Source organism: Desulfocicer niacini, assembly GCF_054657595.1.
Genome location: NZ_BAAHYK010000002.1, coordinates 17,147 through 33,357, shown reverse-complemented (window position 1 = coordinate 33,357; position 16,211 = coordinate 17,147). Strand labels below are relative to the sequence as shown.

Annotated in this window: 12 protein-coding genes; 7 read left to right on the top strand and 5 right to left on the bottom strand. The window is 52.0% G+C overall.

All coding sequences use genetic code 11. From position 1 onward, the window contains the following. Positions 1 to 89 precede the first annotated feature (89 nt). The 5 genes from gcvPB to ACYQ2M_RS01100 all read right to left on the bottom strand — a co-directional run bounded on the left by gcvPB (position 90) and on the right by ACYQ2M_RS01100 (position 5,447). Positions 90 to 1,547 carry an aminomethyl-transferring glycine dehydrogenase subunit GcvPB gene (gene gcvPB / locus ACYQ2M_RS01120; protein WP_459914464.1) on the bottom strand — a complete coding sequence of 486 codons (1,458 nt, stop codon included), beginning with the start codon at positions 1,545 to 1,547 and terminating at the stop codon, positions 90 to 92. Next, a complete protein-coding gene (gene gcvPA, locus ACYQ2M_RS01115) occupies positions 1,540 to 2,877 on the bottom strand; it encodes an aminomethyl-transferring glycine dehydrogenase subunit GcvPA (RefSeq protein ID WP_459914463.1) in 1,338 nt (445 codons plus the stop codon). The genes gcvPB and gcvPA overlap by 8 nt, the downstream gene beginning before the upstream one ends. An 11-nt stretch (positions 2,878 to 2,888) precedes the next feature. Then, entirely contained in the window at positions 2,889 to 3,287 is a 399-nt protein-coding gene (gene gcvH / locus ACYQ2M_RS01110) for a glycine cleavage system protein GcvH (RefSeq protein WP_459914462.1), read from the bottom strand. A gap of 271 nt (positions 3,288 to 3,558) precedes the next feature. Next, positions 3,559 to 4,854, bottom strand: a complete 1,296-nt coding sequence (locus ACYQ2M_RS01105; RefSeq protein ID WP_459914461.1) for an aminomethyl transferase family protein — start codon at positions 4,852 to 4,854, stop codon at positions 3,559 to 3,561. Between the two features lie 149 nt (positions 4,855 to 5,003). Further along, positions 5,004 to 5,447 (bottom strand): Lrp/AsnC family transcriptional regulator, encoded by a 444-nt coding sequence (locus ACYQ2M_RS01100; RefSeq protein ID WP_459914460.1) that lies wholly within the window; start codon positions 5,445 to 5,447, stop codon positions 5,004 to 5,006. Positions 5,448 to 5,896: 449 nt separating this feature from the next. Here ACYQ2M_RS01100 and lpdA point away from each other — a divergent pair, with 449 nt between their 5' ends. The 7 genes from lpdA to ACYQ2M_RS01065 all read left to right on the top strand — a co-directional run bounded on the left by lpdA (position 5,897) and on the right by ACYQ2M_RS01065 (position 16,139). Then, a complete protein-coding gene (gene lpdA, locus ACYQ2M_RS01095) occupies positions 5,897 to 7,315 on the top strand; it encodes a dihydrolipoyl dehydrogenase (RefSeq protein ID WP_459914459.1) in 1,419 nt (472 codons plus the stop codon). Positions 7,316 to 7,539: 224 nt separating this feature from the next. Further along, complete coding sequence (locus ACYQ2M_RS01090) at positions 7,540 to 7,842, top strand: hypothetical protein (protein ID WP_459914458.1); 303 nt, start codon at positions 7,540 to 7,542, stop codon at positions 7,840 to 7,842. Between the two features lie 156 nt (positions 7,843 to 7,998). Continuing rightward, entirely contained in the window at positions 7,999 to 10,743 is a 2,745-nt protein-coding gene (locus tag ACYQ2M_RS01085) for an ATP-dependent Clp protease ATP-binding subunit (protein WP_459914457.1), read from the top strand. Positions 10,744 to 11,040: 297 nt separating this feature from the next. Further along, on the top strand, positions 11,041 to 12,051 hold the full coding sequence (locus tag ACYQ2M_RS01080) for a 3-oxoacyl-ACP synthase III family protein (protein WP_459914456.1): 1,011 nt from the start codon (positions 11,041 to 11,043) through the stop codon (positions 12,049 to 12,051). An 88-nt stretch (positions 12,052 to 12,139) separates the two neighbouring features. Continuing rightward, a complete protein-coding gene (locus ACYQ2M_RS01075; RefSeq protein ID WP_459914455.1) occupies positions 12,140 to 13,354 on the top strand; it encodes a protein GlmU in 1,215 nt (404 codons plus the stop codon). A 134-nt stretch (positions 13,355 to 13,488) separates the two neighbouring features. After that, on the top strand, positions 13,489 to 14,892 hold the full coding sequence (gene glmM, locus ACYQ2M_RS01070; RefSeq protein WP_459914454.1) for a phosphoglucosamine mutase: 1,404 nt from the start codon (positions 13,489 to 13,491) through the stop codon (positions 14,890 to 14,892). A 446-nt stretch (positions 14,893 to 15,338) separates the two neighbouring features. Next, the gene (locus ACYQ2M_RS01065) at positions 15,339 to 16,139 is read left to right on the top strand and encodes a tyrosine-protein phosphatase (RefSeq protein ID WP_459914453.1); all 801 of its coding nucleotides are present in this window, start codon (positions 15,339 to 15,341) and stop codon (positions 16,137 to 16,139) included. The last annotated feature ends 72 nt before the right edge of the window (positions 16,140 to 16,211 follow it).

The window sequence follows — 16,211 nt, the reverse complement described above, 5'->3', positions numbered from 1 at the left end:
GCGTCTACGGCCCATTATTCGTTGTACTGCAAGGACATGCGGGTTATATCAAATAACACCCATAAGCCAAGCCTGACCCCTCTCTGATTTTATCCCCGAAGTACCGGTTTCCGGGCGGCGGTTACCTCATCCAGTCGGGAGACCTTGGACAGATGGGGTGCTTTTTTCAAGATTTCCGGTGTTTCCTTTGCCTCTTTCACCACTGCCTTGAATGCTTCAATGAATTGATCAAGGGTCTGCTTGCTCTCGGTTTCCGTGGGTTCAATCATGATGGCACCATGCACCACCAAAGGAAAATAAATGGTGGGGGGGTGAAATCCGTAGTCCATGATGCGCTTGGCCATGTCCAGGGTGGTGATGTCGGTGTCCACCTGATTTTTGTCGGTGAACACGCACTCGTGCATGCAAGGCCGGTCATAGGGCAGATGAAGATCATCCCGCAGACCTGCCTTGATGTAGTTGGCATTGAGCACGGCATACCTGCTCACATCGGTGAGTCCTTGGGCTCCCATGGACCGGATATAGGCATAGGCCCGTACAATGATCCCGAAGTGCCCATGAAAGGTGAGCATGCGGCCGATGGCATCCGGGGTGGTGTGTACCAGACGATATCCATCAGCTGTTTTTTCCACCCGGGGCACGGGCAGAAAAGGTGCAAGTTTTTTCACCACAGAGATGGGACCGGACCCGGGGCCGCCACCGCCATGGGGGGTGGAAAAGGTCTTGTGAAGGTTAAAGTGAATAACGTCAATGCCCAGATCCGCTGGTTTGACAATGCCCATGATGGCGTTCAGGTTGGCCCCGTCCCCGTAGACCAGTCCGCCTTTGGCATGGACGATGTCGGCGATTTCCCGCAGGTTTTCTTCAAACAGCCCCAGGGTGTTGGGGTTGGTGATCATGATGCCTGCGGTGTCTTCATCCATAACCGCAGCCACGGCCTCCGGGGTTAGTATTCCTTCCGGTCCGGACCGAATGTTCACCGATTCATACCCGCAAAGGGAGGCCGATGCCGGGTTGGTGCCATGGGCCGTATCCGGGATGATGATTTTAGAGCGTTGGTGTCCCTGTTTTTCATGAAAGGCGTGGATCACCAGCATGCCGGTGAGTTCCCCATGGGCCCCGGCAGCGGGCTGCAGCGTGGTGGCGGCCATGCCCGTGATTTCGGCCAGGTATTGCTCCATATGATAGAGCAGTTCCAGGGCGCCCTGGGAGAGTTCATCATCAATCATGGGGTGGGCCCCGGCAAAACCCGGTCGGGCCGCCTGAACTTCATTGATTTTGGGATTGTATTTCATGGTGCAGGACCCCAATGGGTACATGCCCGAATCCAGACCAAAGTTCCACTGGGAAAGCCTTGTATAGTGGCGCACCACATCAAATTCACCCAGCTGGGGCAGCTCCGGTGCCTCTCCCACAAGGGCGGAATCAAGTGGTGCCACCGGTACATCCCGGGTGGGGATGGACATGGCACAGCGTCCTTCACGGCTTTTTTCCCACAACAGGGCTTCCTTGAATATCAGTCCGCCGGTTCCGGTGGTATCAGCCATTTTTCACCTCCTTGGCCAGATGTTCCATGTCCTGCCGGGAAAACACCTCCGTGGCGCAGAACAGGTAGTGATTTTTCAGGGCAGGGTAGTAGCACTCCAGGCTCAATCCGGCCAGGATGCCCTTTTTCTTTAATGCCTGGCGTTTCACCCCATACCCCTTTGGGGCCTTCAGGGCAAATTCGTTGAAAAAAGGTCTTTCAAAGGCAATCTCAAATCCCGCATCCACCAGCTGATCCCGCAGAAAAGAAGCCTTGTCATGGTTGATTTGTGCAATCTCCCGGATGCCGATTTTACCCACTGTGGCCAGATACATGGCTGCGGTGAGGGCATTGAGGCCATTGTTGGAGCAGATGTTGGAACTTGCTTTTTCCCTTCTGATGTGCTGTTCCCTTGTGGACAGGGTAAGAACAAACCCCTCTTCGTTGTTACGGTCTTTGGTGCGGCCCACCAGACGACCGGGCAGGTCGCGAACATATTTTTTCTTGGCCGTCAAAATACCAAGGCCGGGACCGCCAAAACTTTGGGCAATACCGAAACTCTGGCCCTCACCGGCCACAATATCGGCCCCGAAGCTGCCAGGGTTTTTTAAAAGACCCCAGGCCAGGCCTTCGGTGAACGATGTGATGAAAAGAGCGTTCTTGCTGTCGGCCATGGCCTTTACCCCGTCCAGATCTTCAATGCAGCCTAAGAAATTCGGGGACTGCACGGCCACGGCGGCAATGTCGTCCATGGCAGCCACGGCGGCAAGGTCTGTGGTGCCATCACCGGCCATGGGGATTTCCACCATTTCAAATCCCGCCGGGGCAAAATAGGTGTTGATCATCTGGCGGTGGTGGGGATGCACCAGGCAGGACACCGCCACCTTATTGACTTTTTTCTTTTTCCTGAGGGCAATGAGCAGGGCTTCGGTCAGCGCCGTTCCGCAGTCATAATGGGAGGCGGTGGCCACTTCCGTGCCCAGCAGTTCCGTGATCATGGTCTGGAATTCGTAGATACCCTGGAGGGTCCCCTGGCTGATTTCCGGTTGGTAGGGGGTGTAGGCGGTGGCAAACTCAGATCGATTGATAAGTGAGGGAATCACGGAAGGGATGTGATGGGGATAGCTGCCCGCCCCCAGGAAGATCTTGTTTTTGGGAAAGGCACACATTGTGGATGACAATTCGTCCATGTGGGCATTGAGTTCCCATTCCGTGAGCGGGTCGGGAAGCTCCAGTTTACCGTTTATCCTGAATTTTTCCGGGATGGTTGCAAACAGATCTTCCAGGCCGGCATGGCCGGTTTTTTGAAGCATCTGGGCAATATCCTGCGGGGTATGGGGAAGATAACGCATGGCATTTACCCTTATCCTTTCAGCATCTCAAGGTATGCTGCTTTGTCCATAAGGTTGTCCATTTCAGAAGGGTTGTCAGTTTTTATTTTCATAATCCAGCCCCCCTGGTAGGGATCATTGTTCACCAGCTCCGGGGAATCTTCCAGCGCTTCATTGATTTCCACAACTTCGCCGGAAACCGGGCAGTAAAGCTCAGAAACCGCCTTGACGGATTCCACTGTGCCGAACTCTTCACCCTCATCAAAGGAATCTCCTTCCTGGGGCATTTCCACAAATACCACCTCCCCCAGCTGGTCCTGGGCATAGTCGTTTATGCCCACGGTGACCACATCCCCCTGAATGGATGCCCATTCATGATCTTTAGAATACTTGATATTTTCCGGCAGATTCAATTCATTGATCTCTTTCATTTTGCTATCCTCCCTTTGTAAAATTGGGGGTCAGGTTTGCGTTATTGACGATTTAGTTTAAATGCACCTTGAAACACAAAAAGTTGTCAAAAGCATAGCGCCTGAAAAAGACTCAGGATCTAATCCCCGATAGCCTGACCCCGTTGGCCTGCCAATTATGATGAATGCTCCATTTTATGACCAAGCCCAAATAACGAAAATGGCATGATGACGTCCCCAAGGGTTACCCGATTCGGCCTCGGACCGTCGACGGCCCTTTTGCCCAGCCGAACTAAAATGAACTCAGAAAATGATCAATTTTCTGTCGGGCCGTGCGGTGGGGACGAACATCGGAAACCACTGTAACATTGATTTTGCGTTTTTTCTCCTGGAGTACCAGGCGGGTGCCGGCCGTCAGGGGCTGATCCACACGGATAAAGCCACAGCTGATACCCCGGGCCTTGAAATCACCTGGCAGATCCGGCGATGCAATGCTTAAGATCTTGCCATCATGCCACCCGATGGCCATGTCCGTGGCACAGGTGAGCACGGTTCCAAGCACCGTACCGTTTTCATCCAACACCTGGGACCCGGGACCGCTGGACACTTTTTTAAGATTTTCTCCGGCAAAGGCAAGGGTATAAAAGGTGTCTACCGGGTCCATAAGGGCCTGGTCCCCCAGGAATGATTTGGTAAACCCCCTGCCGTTGGATGTCAGGGGCAGGGCAAACATCCAGGGATGGTGTATGAATTTCCAGTGCCCTATGTCCTGGTGTGACAGGGGCAGCATGGCCCCGGCCCGCAGCGAATCTCTGGCCCCCAGACCGCAGGCAATGACATCAAAGGCGGCCCCGGCCGAAAGCAGATCTTCCCACAGGTTCACCACTTCGCAGGGGGTGATGAAAATTTCAAACCCGAACTCTCCGGTGTAACCAGACCGGGACAGCAGAATGGGCGTACCGTTTTTCAGCCGGACACCACCGGAAAGGGGGTTTTTATCATCAAAATGACCCTTGAAGGAAAAATAGGGCATGTTTTTAAAAACGGTATCCGGGTCTTGGATGAGTCCACGCAACACCCGGGCCGCATGCTTACCCTGTATGTCCACTTTTCCAAGGTTTTCGGAAAGATCCTGGATGTCAACGGCGCCAGGGCTTGTGCCGTCATGGTTTTTTTCTTTGAGATCGCTGGAATTTATGGCTCGGAGGTGGTCGGCAACGGTGGTTCCCATGCCGGCATTGACACACACCATGTATTCTTCTGCCCCAAAACGATAGACTATGGCATCGTCAATGACATGGCCCTGCTTATTTAAAAAAGCCCCATACACACATCTACCATTGACAAGCCCGGACAGATCCCTGGTGTGGCAATACTGTAGCAAATCCCAGGCACCGTTGCCTGTGACCATAACCGATGCCATGTGGGAGGTGTCAAAAATACCCGCTGACTGGATCACGGCCAGATGTTCGGTTTTTACACCGGTTTCATACCAGAGAGGCATGTCAAAGCCCCCAAAGTCTGCCATGTTGGCACCATGATCCCGGTGCCAGGGGTTCAGGGGTGTTGTTTTTATTGTTGTTTTCATGGTCTTATCCTTCTGGCTTCATGTTGCGGATTGGTATTGGCGGTGCTCCATGGAGCACCATGCACCGGGAGGCTTGACCCGGGGAACCATTTTTTCTGGAGCTTTTTAATGGTAAATATTCGGCCTGGCAATGTAACTGTTGGAGCCGTTTATAATATATAGGGAACCTTGAGATTATAGGCTTTATAAATCACAAAGGTCTCCACGGTATTGATTCCCTGGACCTTGGAGATCTCGTTGGTGTAAAATTCCAGAAGTCCGAATCCCGGCTTGAACAGCACCTGAATGATCAGGTCGTATCGCCCGGTGACCACACTTGCGGAAATTACCCCCATAAGTTTTGAGATCTCCTCTCCCTTTTCCACCAGATTGGCGGCGGAAAGTTTAATACCGATGATTACTGTCTGGTGTCCGGGAAGACAAGAGGGATCAAACAGTCCGCATATTTCCAGGACTCCTTCCTCTTTTAGTTTGTTCACCCGGGTACGCACCGTGTTTTCTGTTATATTCAGTTGGTCAGCAATTTTCTTGAACGATTTTCTGCCGTGGCGAAGTTCTTTGATAATCTCAATATTTACATCGTCAATTTTCATGATGGTCTAAATCTCTGCTCTAAATTATTGAGAACCTCAAATATGTGCGGTCCTCGAGTTTGTATTTAATGGGTTATGATGGAATTGTCAATTAAAAATAAATAAATTTATGTAATCATCAAATTAATATCAATTTTTTGATGTTTAGCTCTTATATAGCTCAACTCATTTGTGGTAGAAAGAATGGTGAATATGGAAGTATACCGTTTCCAATGGCCGCTACATGCGCTTGGGCACAGTTGGTGGTATTTTTACACTGCCGATCTAAGGAGCAGTCACTTGCTGTCAGGGCATGCCAGCACGCCTGAATAGATTGACTCTGCAGCAGCCCCTTGATTTTAATGCATGAGCAGTGTTAAATAACGATGCGAAAACAGTGAATTGTGGAAAAAATGAATTTTATCCTGTAATTTTATCAATTCTGTTAATTTTGTAAAGGAGAAAAACAGATGGCGGAAAAAATAGTGATTATCGGTGCGGGCCCCGGGGGATATGTGGCGGCCCTGGAAGCTGCACGGCGGGGAGGGGATGTCACCGTGGTGGAAAAGGCCCATGCCGGGGGTACCTGCCTCAACTGGGGATGCATTCCGTCCAAGATCATGAAAACCTCGGCGGATCTGCTGGTCAAAACCAGGGAGGCTGCTTCCTATGGCATAAAAATAGATGGTGCCGTTGCGGCGGACATGGCGGCCATCCTGGCCCGGAAACAGCAGATTTTAGACAGCCAGCGCAAGGGAATCATGAGCCTGCTTGAAAAGGCCCATGTGAAATTTGAGCAGGGCCGGGGATATATAAAAGAGCAGGGGGTGGTCTCTGTGGCCGATGAAAAAAGCTGGGAAAAAGAAATTCATTATGATCGTCTTATCCTTGCCGTGGGCACTGAACCCCTTGATATTGCAGATTTTCCCTTTGATGGGGAACGGATTTTATCCAGCAATGATCTGTTGAGCATTGATTATATCCCACGGTCCATTGTCATTGTTGGGGGGGGCGTTATCGGGTGTGAATTTGCCTGTATTTTTTCCGCCCTGGGTGCTGAAGTCACCATTGTGGAGGCCATGTCCCGGCTGTTGCCCCTGCCGTCGGTGGATGAGGCCTGCTCTAAAATTCTCCAGCGGGAGATGAAAAAACGCAAAATTAATTTTATCACCGATCAGGTGGTGGAGGGTATGGCACATACCGCGGAAGGCCTTGCCGTTACCCTGGGGATTTCTCCCTTTGCCCATGAAAAACGGAAAAAGCGCATTAAACCTGTGACACTCACGGCGGACACCATGGCGGTGTGCATCGGCAGATCCCCCCTGTCCGGGGAGCTGGGCCTGGAAAACATTGGCCTTGATCTGGATGACAGGGGATGGATTCCCGTTAATTCGAGCATGGAGACAAAGGTTCCGGGGGTGTTTGCCATCGGGGATATTCTGGGGCCACGGCACATCATGCTGGCCCATGTGGCTTCCCACGAGGGCATGGTGGCTGCAGAAAATGCCCTGGGGGGCAGGGCGGTGATGGATTATACCGCTGTGCCCGGTGCCGTTTTTACCATGCCGGAAATAGGTAATGTGGGCATCACCGAGGCCCAGGCCCGGGATCAGGGCATTGATTATACCTGTACTGCGGTGAATTTTCGCACCATTGGCAAGGCCCAGGCCATGGGAGAGATTGCCGGAGAGGCCCGCATCGTGGCAGAGAAAACCACGGGGAAGGTGTTGGGGGTGCACATTATCGGTCCCCATGCCACGGATCTCATTGCCGAGGGCACCCTGGCCGTGAACAAAGGTCTGAGTGTCAGTGAGCTTGCCCACACCATCCATGCCCATCCCACCTTGAGCGAAATTATTTTTGAGACGGCCCTGTCTGCCGCCCAGTAATTGGGGTCAGGCTTGGCTTATTGGTGTTGTTTAATATGGTGAGCATTTTCTTGTTAAGTCCAATGAAGAATGAGGGCTTGGTCATAGCATGGGCCACCTGTCACTTGGGCCAACGGGGTCAGGCTTGTGTTATTGTGCTTTTGACAAGCAACTGTGTATAAAGACAGTTTTCAACAAAAGTGTCAATAACGCAAGCCTGACCCCACCCCAGGGTGACCCATCTTATGAGCAAGCCCAAGAATGAAAATGGCATTATGCCGCCCCCAACGGGTGGAGCAGCCGGCCCCGGACCGTCGGCGGCCCATTTGCCCTGCCGGCCTAAAGCGCAGGAACTGCGGGCAGGTTTGTCCTCAAACAGCCTGCGCTTCTTAACGACCGGCAGGGCAAATGGGCTGATCGCCTTTAGCTCCGAATGGGCCGACTGCTCCACCCGTTGGGGGCTCTGTTCTCGCTTTTTTGAGGCTGTCTATTTTTGTAAACCACATGTGTTGGCGGCACAACGAACAATGAAAAAGCAATCTCTGTAAACACCCAGTACCCAGCACCCAAAACTTTCTTGTTCATATAAAAACACCTATAAGCCAAATCAGACCCCACTCCCTCCACGTTTAACATTCGGTTTGACAAAAGATCGGTTTGTATTACTTTATGCGCATGAATAAAAAAACTCATGGAGGAAATACATGAACCCCGAAAAATTAACCGTCAAGTCCCAGGAAATGATCCATTCCGCCCAAGCCCTGGCCCAGAAATATAACCACACAACCATTGAACCCCTGCACATGCTGCGGGTGATGCTGGAGGACCGCAAGGGGGTTCCGGCATCCATCATTGCAAAAATAGGTGGCAGCCTGGACAGCGTCATAACTGCCCTGGATAGTGCCTTGACCAGCCAGGCCAAGATAACCGGCAGTGCACCCCAGATCTATCTGTCCCGGGAGTCCCAGTCCCTTTTTGATGTGGCCTTTAAAGAAGCCGACAAAATGAAAGACCAGTATGTCAGCCTGGAACATCTGCTGCTTGCCATGGCCGATGCCAAAGGCTCCTGTGCCGATATTTTAAAGGCCCAGGGTATTACAAGGGATGCCATCTTAAAGGTTCTGCGGGATATCCGGGGCAACCAGACCATCACCGACCAGAACCCCGAAGAAAAATACCAGGCCCTGGAAAAATTTGGTCGAAATCTCACCGAACTTGCCCGGGCCGGGAAGTTGGACCCGGTCATCGGCCGGGATGAGGAGATCCGCCGTATTGTTCAGGTGCTCTCCCGGCGGCGCAAGAACAACCCGGTTCTCATCGGTGAGCCCGGGGTTGGTAAGACCGCCATTGTGGAGGGTCTGGCCCAGCGCATCATTGAAGGGGATGTTTCCGAAAGCCTTAAAAACCGACGGGTGATTGCCCTTGACATGGGGGCCATGCTGGCCGGTGCCAAGTACCGTGGTGAATTTGAAGATCGTTTAAAAGCGGTACTCAAAGAAGTGGAGGCCTCCGAGGGGGAGATCGTGCTGTTCATTGATGAGCTGCACACCGTGGTGGGGGCCGGGGCCGCCGAGGGCTCGGTGGATGCCTCTAACATGCTTAAGCCCGCCTTGGCCCGGGGTACCCTTCGCTGTGTGGGGGCCACCACCCTGGACGAGTACCGCAAATACATAGAAAAGGATGCGGCCCTGGAGCGACGGTTCCAGCCGGTGCTGGCCGCCGAACCCACGGTGGAGGACACCATCTCCATCCTCCGGGGACTGAAAGAAAAATACGAGGTGCACCATGGGGTGCGCATAAAAGATTCGGCCATTGTGGCGGCGGCCACCCTGTCTCACCGGTACATTGCCGACCGCTTTCTGCCGGACAAGGCCATTGATCTGATAGACGAGGCTGCTTCTCGCATGCGCATAGAAATTGACAGCATGCCCATGGTCATTGACGAGATCCAGCGCCGCATCACCCAGGCGGAGATCGAGCGCCAGGCCCTGAAAAAAGAAAGGGACGATGGCTCCCGGGAGCGCCTGGAAAAGCTTGAAAAATCCCTGGCCGACATGAAGGACGAGATCCAGCCCATGAAGATCCATTGGAACATGGAAAAAGGCTTGATCCAGGAGATCACCGCCATAAGAGAGCAGATGGACCAGGCCCAGACCCAGGCCCAGGTGGCAGAAAGGGCAGGGGATCTGGCCAAGGTGGCCCAGATTCGGTATGGCACCATGGAGACCCTTAAAAAATCATTGGCTGATAAAAAAGCAGAACTGGATCAGGCCCAGAAGGAACTTCGCATGCTCAAAGAAGATGTGGACGAGTCCGACATTGCCGATGTGGTGTCCGCCTGGACCGGTATTCCTGTGTCGCGCATGTTAAAGGGTGAACAGGAGAAGCTCATACAGATGGAGTCCCAGATTAAAAAACGGGTCATCGGCCAGAAAAAAGCCATAGATGCCGTGTCCAATGCCGTGCGCCGGGCCCGTTCCGGCCTGCAGTCCCCGGATCGACCCATCGGTACCTTTATATTCATGGGACCCACCGGGGTGGGAAAAACCGAGCTTGCCAAGGCCCTGGCTGAGTTTATTTTTGACTCCGAGGCCGCCATGGTGCGCATTGATATGTCCGAATACATGGAAAAACATTCCGTGGCCCGGCTCATTGGAGCGCCCCCGGGATATGTGGGCTATGATGAAGGCGGGGCGCTCACCGAGGCCGTGCGCCGCAGACCCTATTCGGTGCTGCTCTTTGATGAGATAGAAAAGGCACATCCCGATGTGTTTAACGTGCTGCTTCAGGTGCTGGATGACGGCCGTATGACCGATGGCCAGGGCCGCACCGTGGATTTCACCAATACCATCATCATCATGACTTCCAATGTGGGTTCCCGGTTTATCCAGGAGGCTGCGGGCATCAGCTCGGATGTGGGTTATATCGGTGCCATGGATCATGATGCCGGGTTGGATGGCGCACAGGACAACTCCTTCCATGAAGGAATTGACAGCTTCCGGCATCATGGTGTCAGTGCTGCAGATGGCCATCGGGAACAAACTGATGTCCAGGGTCCAGCGGAAAAAGATCGGATGATCCAGGCCGCCATTGCCCGGGCATTGAAAGATGCCTTTAAGCCCGAATTTTTAAACCGCATCGACGAAATCATCACCTTCCAGAACCTTGACATGGAAGACATCAAGGCCATTGCCGGCATCCAGATCCGTCAGCTCAATGACCGACTGGCTGCACGAAAAATCCGGATTACCCTGGACGAAGCGGCCCAGACGGCCCTGGCACGATCCGGCTATGACCCGGCCTTTGGGGCAAGACCCCTGAAGCGTACCATCCAGCAGCAACTGGAAAATCCCCTGGCCCTGGCGCTTTTAAACGGCACCATCAAGGACGGCCAGAATATCACCGTTTCTTTGGGGTCTGACCCCGACAGATATTTTGAATTTAAATAGATCTGACGTGATAATACCTTAGCCAATTATATCTTTTATCGGCTTGCCCCCCCAAAAAAGGACTTCTAAGGGAATCTCTTATAATTAAGAACGTTGTAATTTTAGGTCATGCTTGGCTTGTATAGGTTGTTTTTTTAAACAGCATATACGAGCCAAGGCTGAAACCCGACTTAATATTCCTTTAACCATCATTTTTTTTCTGATGAATCAATATGATTCTTGCCTTTGGATTTGAAATATTATAAGTTGTGTTATTTCAGATACTCAGATTTAGGAATGAAGATAAAGGAATAATTCATGAAAAAAACCGTCATCAGAGGCACCGGTCGTGCCCTGGCCCCTCGCCTTGTCACCAATGACGATCTTTCAAAGATCATGGACACCACGGATGAATGGATTCAGCAGCGTACCGGCATAAAGCAGCGCTACTGGGTACCGGAAACCGGGGAAATGGGGGCATCGGATCTGGGCCTCACCGCCAGTCACAAGGCCCTGGAAAAGGCCGGATGGCAGGCGGATGACATTGATTTTATCATTTTTGCCACCCTGAGCCCGGATATCTTTTTTCCGGGTTCCGGATGTCTGCTGGCCGAAAAATTGGGGTTGACAGCCACCCCGGCCCTTGATATCCGTCAGCAGTGTACAGGCTTTCTTTACGGGATTGCCACCGCAGATGCCTACGTTAAAAGTGGCCTTGCCAATAAAATTCTGGTTGTGGGTGCAGAGGTGCATTCTTCGGGTCTTGATAAAACAACCCGGGGCAGGGACGTGGCCGTGATTTTTGGTGATGGGGCCGCCGCCGTGTGTGTGGAAGGCGTGGACACAGACGAAAACATCGGGGTTTTGGCATCGAGTCTCCATGCTGATGGCCGGGGCGCGGCAAGCCTTATGACGGAACTTCCCGCTTCTCGCCTGCCCGAGCGTTTTCCCAAGGGCCTTGCCATAGATTCCGAGCGGTATTACCCCACCATGAACGGCCAGGCCGTTTTTAAAACCGCCGTTCGCAAATTGCCCCAGGTCACCCGGGAAACCCTGGAAAAGGCCGGGATCACCATGGATGATATCACCATGGTATTTCCCCACCAAGCCAATCTTCGGATCAATCAGGCCTATGCCCAGTTCATGAAGATTGATGAATCCCGGATGTTTAATAATATTCATAAATATGGCAACACCACTGCTGCCAGCATTCCCCTTGCCCTGGATGAAGCCCTGGAACAGGGTGTGGTGGGAAAACCCGGTGATACCATTTTGTTTGTGGGATTTGGAGCCGGGCTTACCTGGGGGGGCGTAGCTTATCGCTTCTAGAACTTGACCGGAGCTTATTTTTAATAACGATTATGGGAAAATCCCTAACCTGGACAGGCCAAATCCAAAAAATTGGAAATGATATGCCATGGAATTAAATCCGGTTAAAAACAGCGTGGAAATCCTCATGGAACGAGGGGTTAAAATGCCCCTGCCCGCCACGGTGTACATAGGTCCGGAGGTGGATGTTGACCGCATTGCAGGCGACAACGTTACGCTTCACCCCGGCACCCGCATCATCGGCAAGAACACATTGATTCTGTCTGGAACCACACTGGGAGAAGAGGCCCCCGTAACCGTGGATAACTGCTACATCGGTTCAGACACCCGGCTTAAGGGTGGTTTTTTCCAGAATGCTGCCTTTGCAGGCAAGAATAGCTTTGGCTCCGGTGCCCACGTCAGGGGGGGGACCATCCTGGAAGAAGAGGCCTGTGCCGCCCATACCGTGGGGTTAAAACAGACCATCCTCTTTCCCTTTGTCACCCTGGGCAGCCTCATAAACTTCTGCGATCTTCTCATGTCCGGAGGTACCAGCCGGAAAAATCATTCCGAGGTGGGCAGTTCCTATATCCATTTCAATTATACCCCCAATCAGGACAAGGCCACCCCTTCCATGATCGGCAATGTTCATCAGGGGGTGATGCTGGATCAACCCCCCATTTTTCTGGGGGGGCAGGGGGGGCTTGTGGGGCCTCGTTTGCTTGCTTTTGGCACGGTTGTGGCAGCCGGTACCATTTGTCGCGCGGATCAGATCCATCCGAACAGACTTGTATATGGCGGTTCATTAAAAGCTGGTTCCATTCCCAATTCCAGAAAAATATTTGGGGATGTCAAAGGGATATTTAAAAAAAATTATGCGTATATTAACGGGCTGTGTGCCCTGCTGGCCTGGTATGAACAGGTACGTAGCCTTTTGGTGTCTGATGTTCTGACCCGGGAACTTCTCAAGGGCATGCAGTCTACCCTGAAGGAATGCATTATAGAACGCATCCACAGACTGGACGGTTTCTGTAAAAATATTTTGCGTTCCCGGGAGGCAATGCCGGGAACGGCAGATAAAAAACCCTCTCCCCAGATGGATTCCCATTCTGCCCTTCTCAACACCTGGCCCGATGTCCGGGAACGAATGGAAACCTTTGCCCTGGCTCCCCGTTTTTCCAACGCACCGGAATCTTTTTTAACGGCCGTGGAGCGTGGTATCCGAAGGTGCGGTGCCGATTATGTGACGGTGATTCAGGCACTGTCTCCGGACATGCGTCATCTTGGTATGACTTGGCTTGAATCTCTTGGCGGTGATTTCTGACAACAATGTGAATTCCAGCTTGTGTTATTGATAGTTTGTTTTGAAATAAAGGGCTTGATCATAAGATGTTTCACCCCTCACACTGGGTGCTTAACGGGGTCAGACTCTAATACGACATGGATTGAAGGAAAACAATGGGAAAGCTCTTTGGAACCGACGGCATACGCGGGGTGGCAAATCAATACCCCATGACAGTGGATGTGGCCATGGCCACTGGCAGGGCCGTGGCAGATTTTATAAGACAACAGGGAAAAAAAAGCGCTATTATTGGCCGGGACACCCGTCTTTCCGGCACCATGCTGGAAGCAGCTCTGGCAGCCGGTATCACCGCAGAGGGCCTGGATGTGTCCCTTGCAGGGGTAATTCCCACCCCGGGGGTGGCCTTTCTGGTTTCCCGGACGTCCGGGGCAGGGGCGGGCATTGTCATTTCCGCATCTCACAATCCCTACCAGGACAATGGGATAAAACTCTTTACGGGGGATGGGCATAAACTTTCTGATGAACAAGAAGACGCCGTGGAGGCCCGGGTGCTGGCATTGATTTCCGGTATGGATGGTATGGATGATTCCCAAGCTTCGGATCTTTCCCATGGCGGACTGAAAACCCCGCCGGAACCGGGACGGATTTATACCATGTCCCATGCCCGAAAAGGCTATGTTGCCTTTTTAAAACAATGCATTACCCTCAATAACACCCATAAGCCAAGCCTGACCCCATTGGTGGTGGATTGCTCCAACGGGGCGGCATCGGGGGTGGCAGAGGAGGTGTTCAAAGCGCTGGGGCTGGATGCCCGGTTTATTCATCATACGCCCGATGGACGAAATATCAATGAAGCGTGCGGGTCCCAGCACACCGAAGATCTGGCAGTTGCCGTGAAAAAGCACAATGCCCGGGCAGGCCTGGCATTTGATGGGGATGCCGATCGCCTCATTGCCCTGGATGAAAACGGTGTGCCGCTTACCGGGGATGTTATTCTGGCCATCTGTGCCCGTCACGCTGCCGCCCAAAAACAACTGCCCCATAACCGTGTGGTGAGTACGGTCATGAGTAACATCGGTCTGGGGCTTGCCCTGGCAGACCTTGGTATTGACCATGAGATTACCGGGGTGGGAGACCGCCAGGTCATGGCAGCCATGCAGAGATCCGGTGCCACCATGGGGGGCGAAGATTCAGGGCATGTGATTTTCTCCAATTTTCACACCACAGGGGACGGTATTCTTACGGCCCTGCGACTGCTGTCTGTCATGGCAGAAACAGGAAAACCCCTTTCTGCGCTGGCCAAGGTCATGAAGGTCTATCCCCAGGTGTTGCAGAACGTCCCAGTCAGTCCCGACCGTCCTGATTTCATGGCCATTGCGCCCATTGCCCGGGCCATAAACGCCGCGGAAAAAACCCTGATCGGACAGGGGCGTATTCTGGTGCGCTATTCCGGTACCCAGCCATTGCTGCGGGTGATGGTGGAAGGACCGGATCCCCAGCAGACCCAGGGGATATGCAGCAATGTCTGTGAGGTGATTGCCGATTGCATGGGGGTGTGATCCTTTTTTTATAAAAAGCTTGTAAATTTTTATAAAAAACTTGTAAAAAACCATATGTATAATGTATAAAAATAAACATTTGCTAAAAATATCATGACCAAACCCGCCAGAAACCGGCCGATATTTATGATCAATGCTTTGATTGGTCTCAATTTGTTTCTTTGTGTCTGATATACCAAGCCAATATGCTCAATATCAGCCCCATAAAATTTAAGGGCTTGGTCACAACATGAGTCAAATTGAATTCTTAATTTGACTTTATGTCTGATAATGATAGAATATTAAATTTGATTTTCAGGCACTTTTATATCCTTCTGGATTTTTACTGTTTTTTTGCCAATGGGCCTGGATTTATTTTGTTGTGATTATGTTTTGTAATCCAAAAGGCGGAGCTATATCAACACAATTTCCGGTATTTTGATATTTCCGAGACCTTTGAATAATACGTGTCGTTAAGATTTAGTATTAATATCAACAAGGCATTACAGGCCGCACGCCTGAAAAAAGAAGGGTTATGTAAAGTTCTCCTAATGTTTGATATACACACCCATATTCTGCCCGGCATTGATGACGGAGCCGCTACCATGGAAGAGGCGGTTGCCATGGCTCGCATGGCGGCTGCGGAGGGCACAACCGCCATGGTGGCCACACCCCATACCTGCGACGGGGTATATAATACCCGTAAGGCGGACGTAATTGATGGATGCCGTGCACTGAATGAAGTGTTGGTGCAACAGGGGGTGCCTGTGCATATTCTGCCCGGCCAGGAGGTGCGTCTTACTCCGGAATTGCTTGATCTCATAAATGCAGACCAGGTACTGACCCTTAATAACTCTAACTTCCTTCTCATTGAGCTTCCCCTTCATGTGCTTCCCCAGTACCTGCCGGAGATGGTGAGACGGATCAGATTTTTGGGTCTCATACCGATTATTGCCCATCCTGAGCGTAATCCTGCGCTCATGTCCAACATGTCCATGGTGGAAGAGCTTCATTTCAGGGGAGCATTGTTTCAGGTGACTGCAGGCAGTTTCACCGGACAGTTCGGTCGAAATGTTAAAAAACATGCCGTGCGTCTTGCCGGCATGGACGTTGTGGATTTTCTGGGCTCGGATGCCCATTCCGCCACACATCGACCCCCTGCCATGGCCAGGGGCATGGCTTTGTTAAATAAAATCACCGGAGATAATGTGTTTCGGCAATATTGTGAATTGACAGCCATGGCGGCACCTTTCAACACCATGGCTTGAAAGAGGGAGTAATCGGGCGCATTCCCCATTTTCCAGGCTTGACGCTTAATCAGGGCTTGACGCTTAATCAGG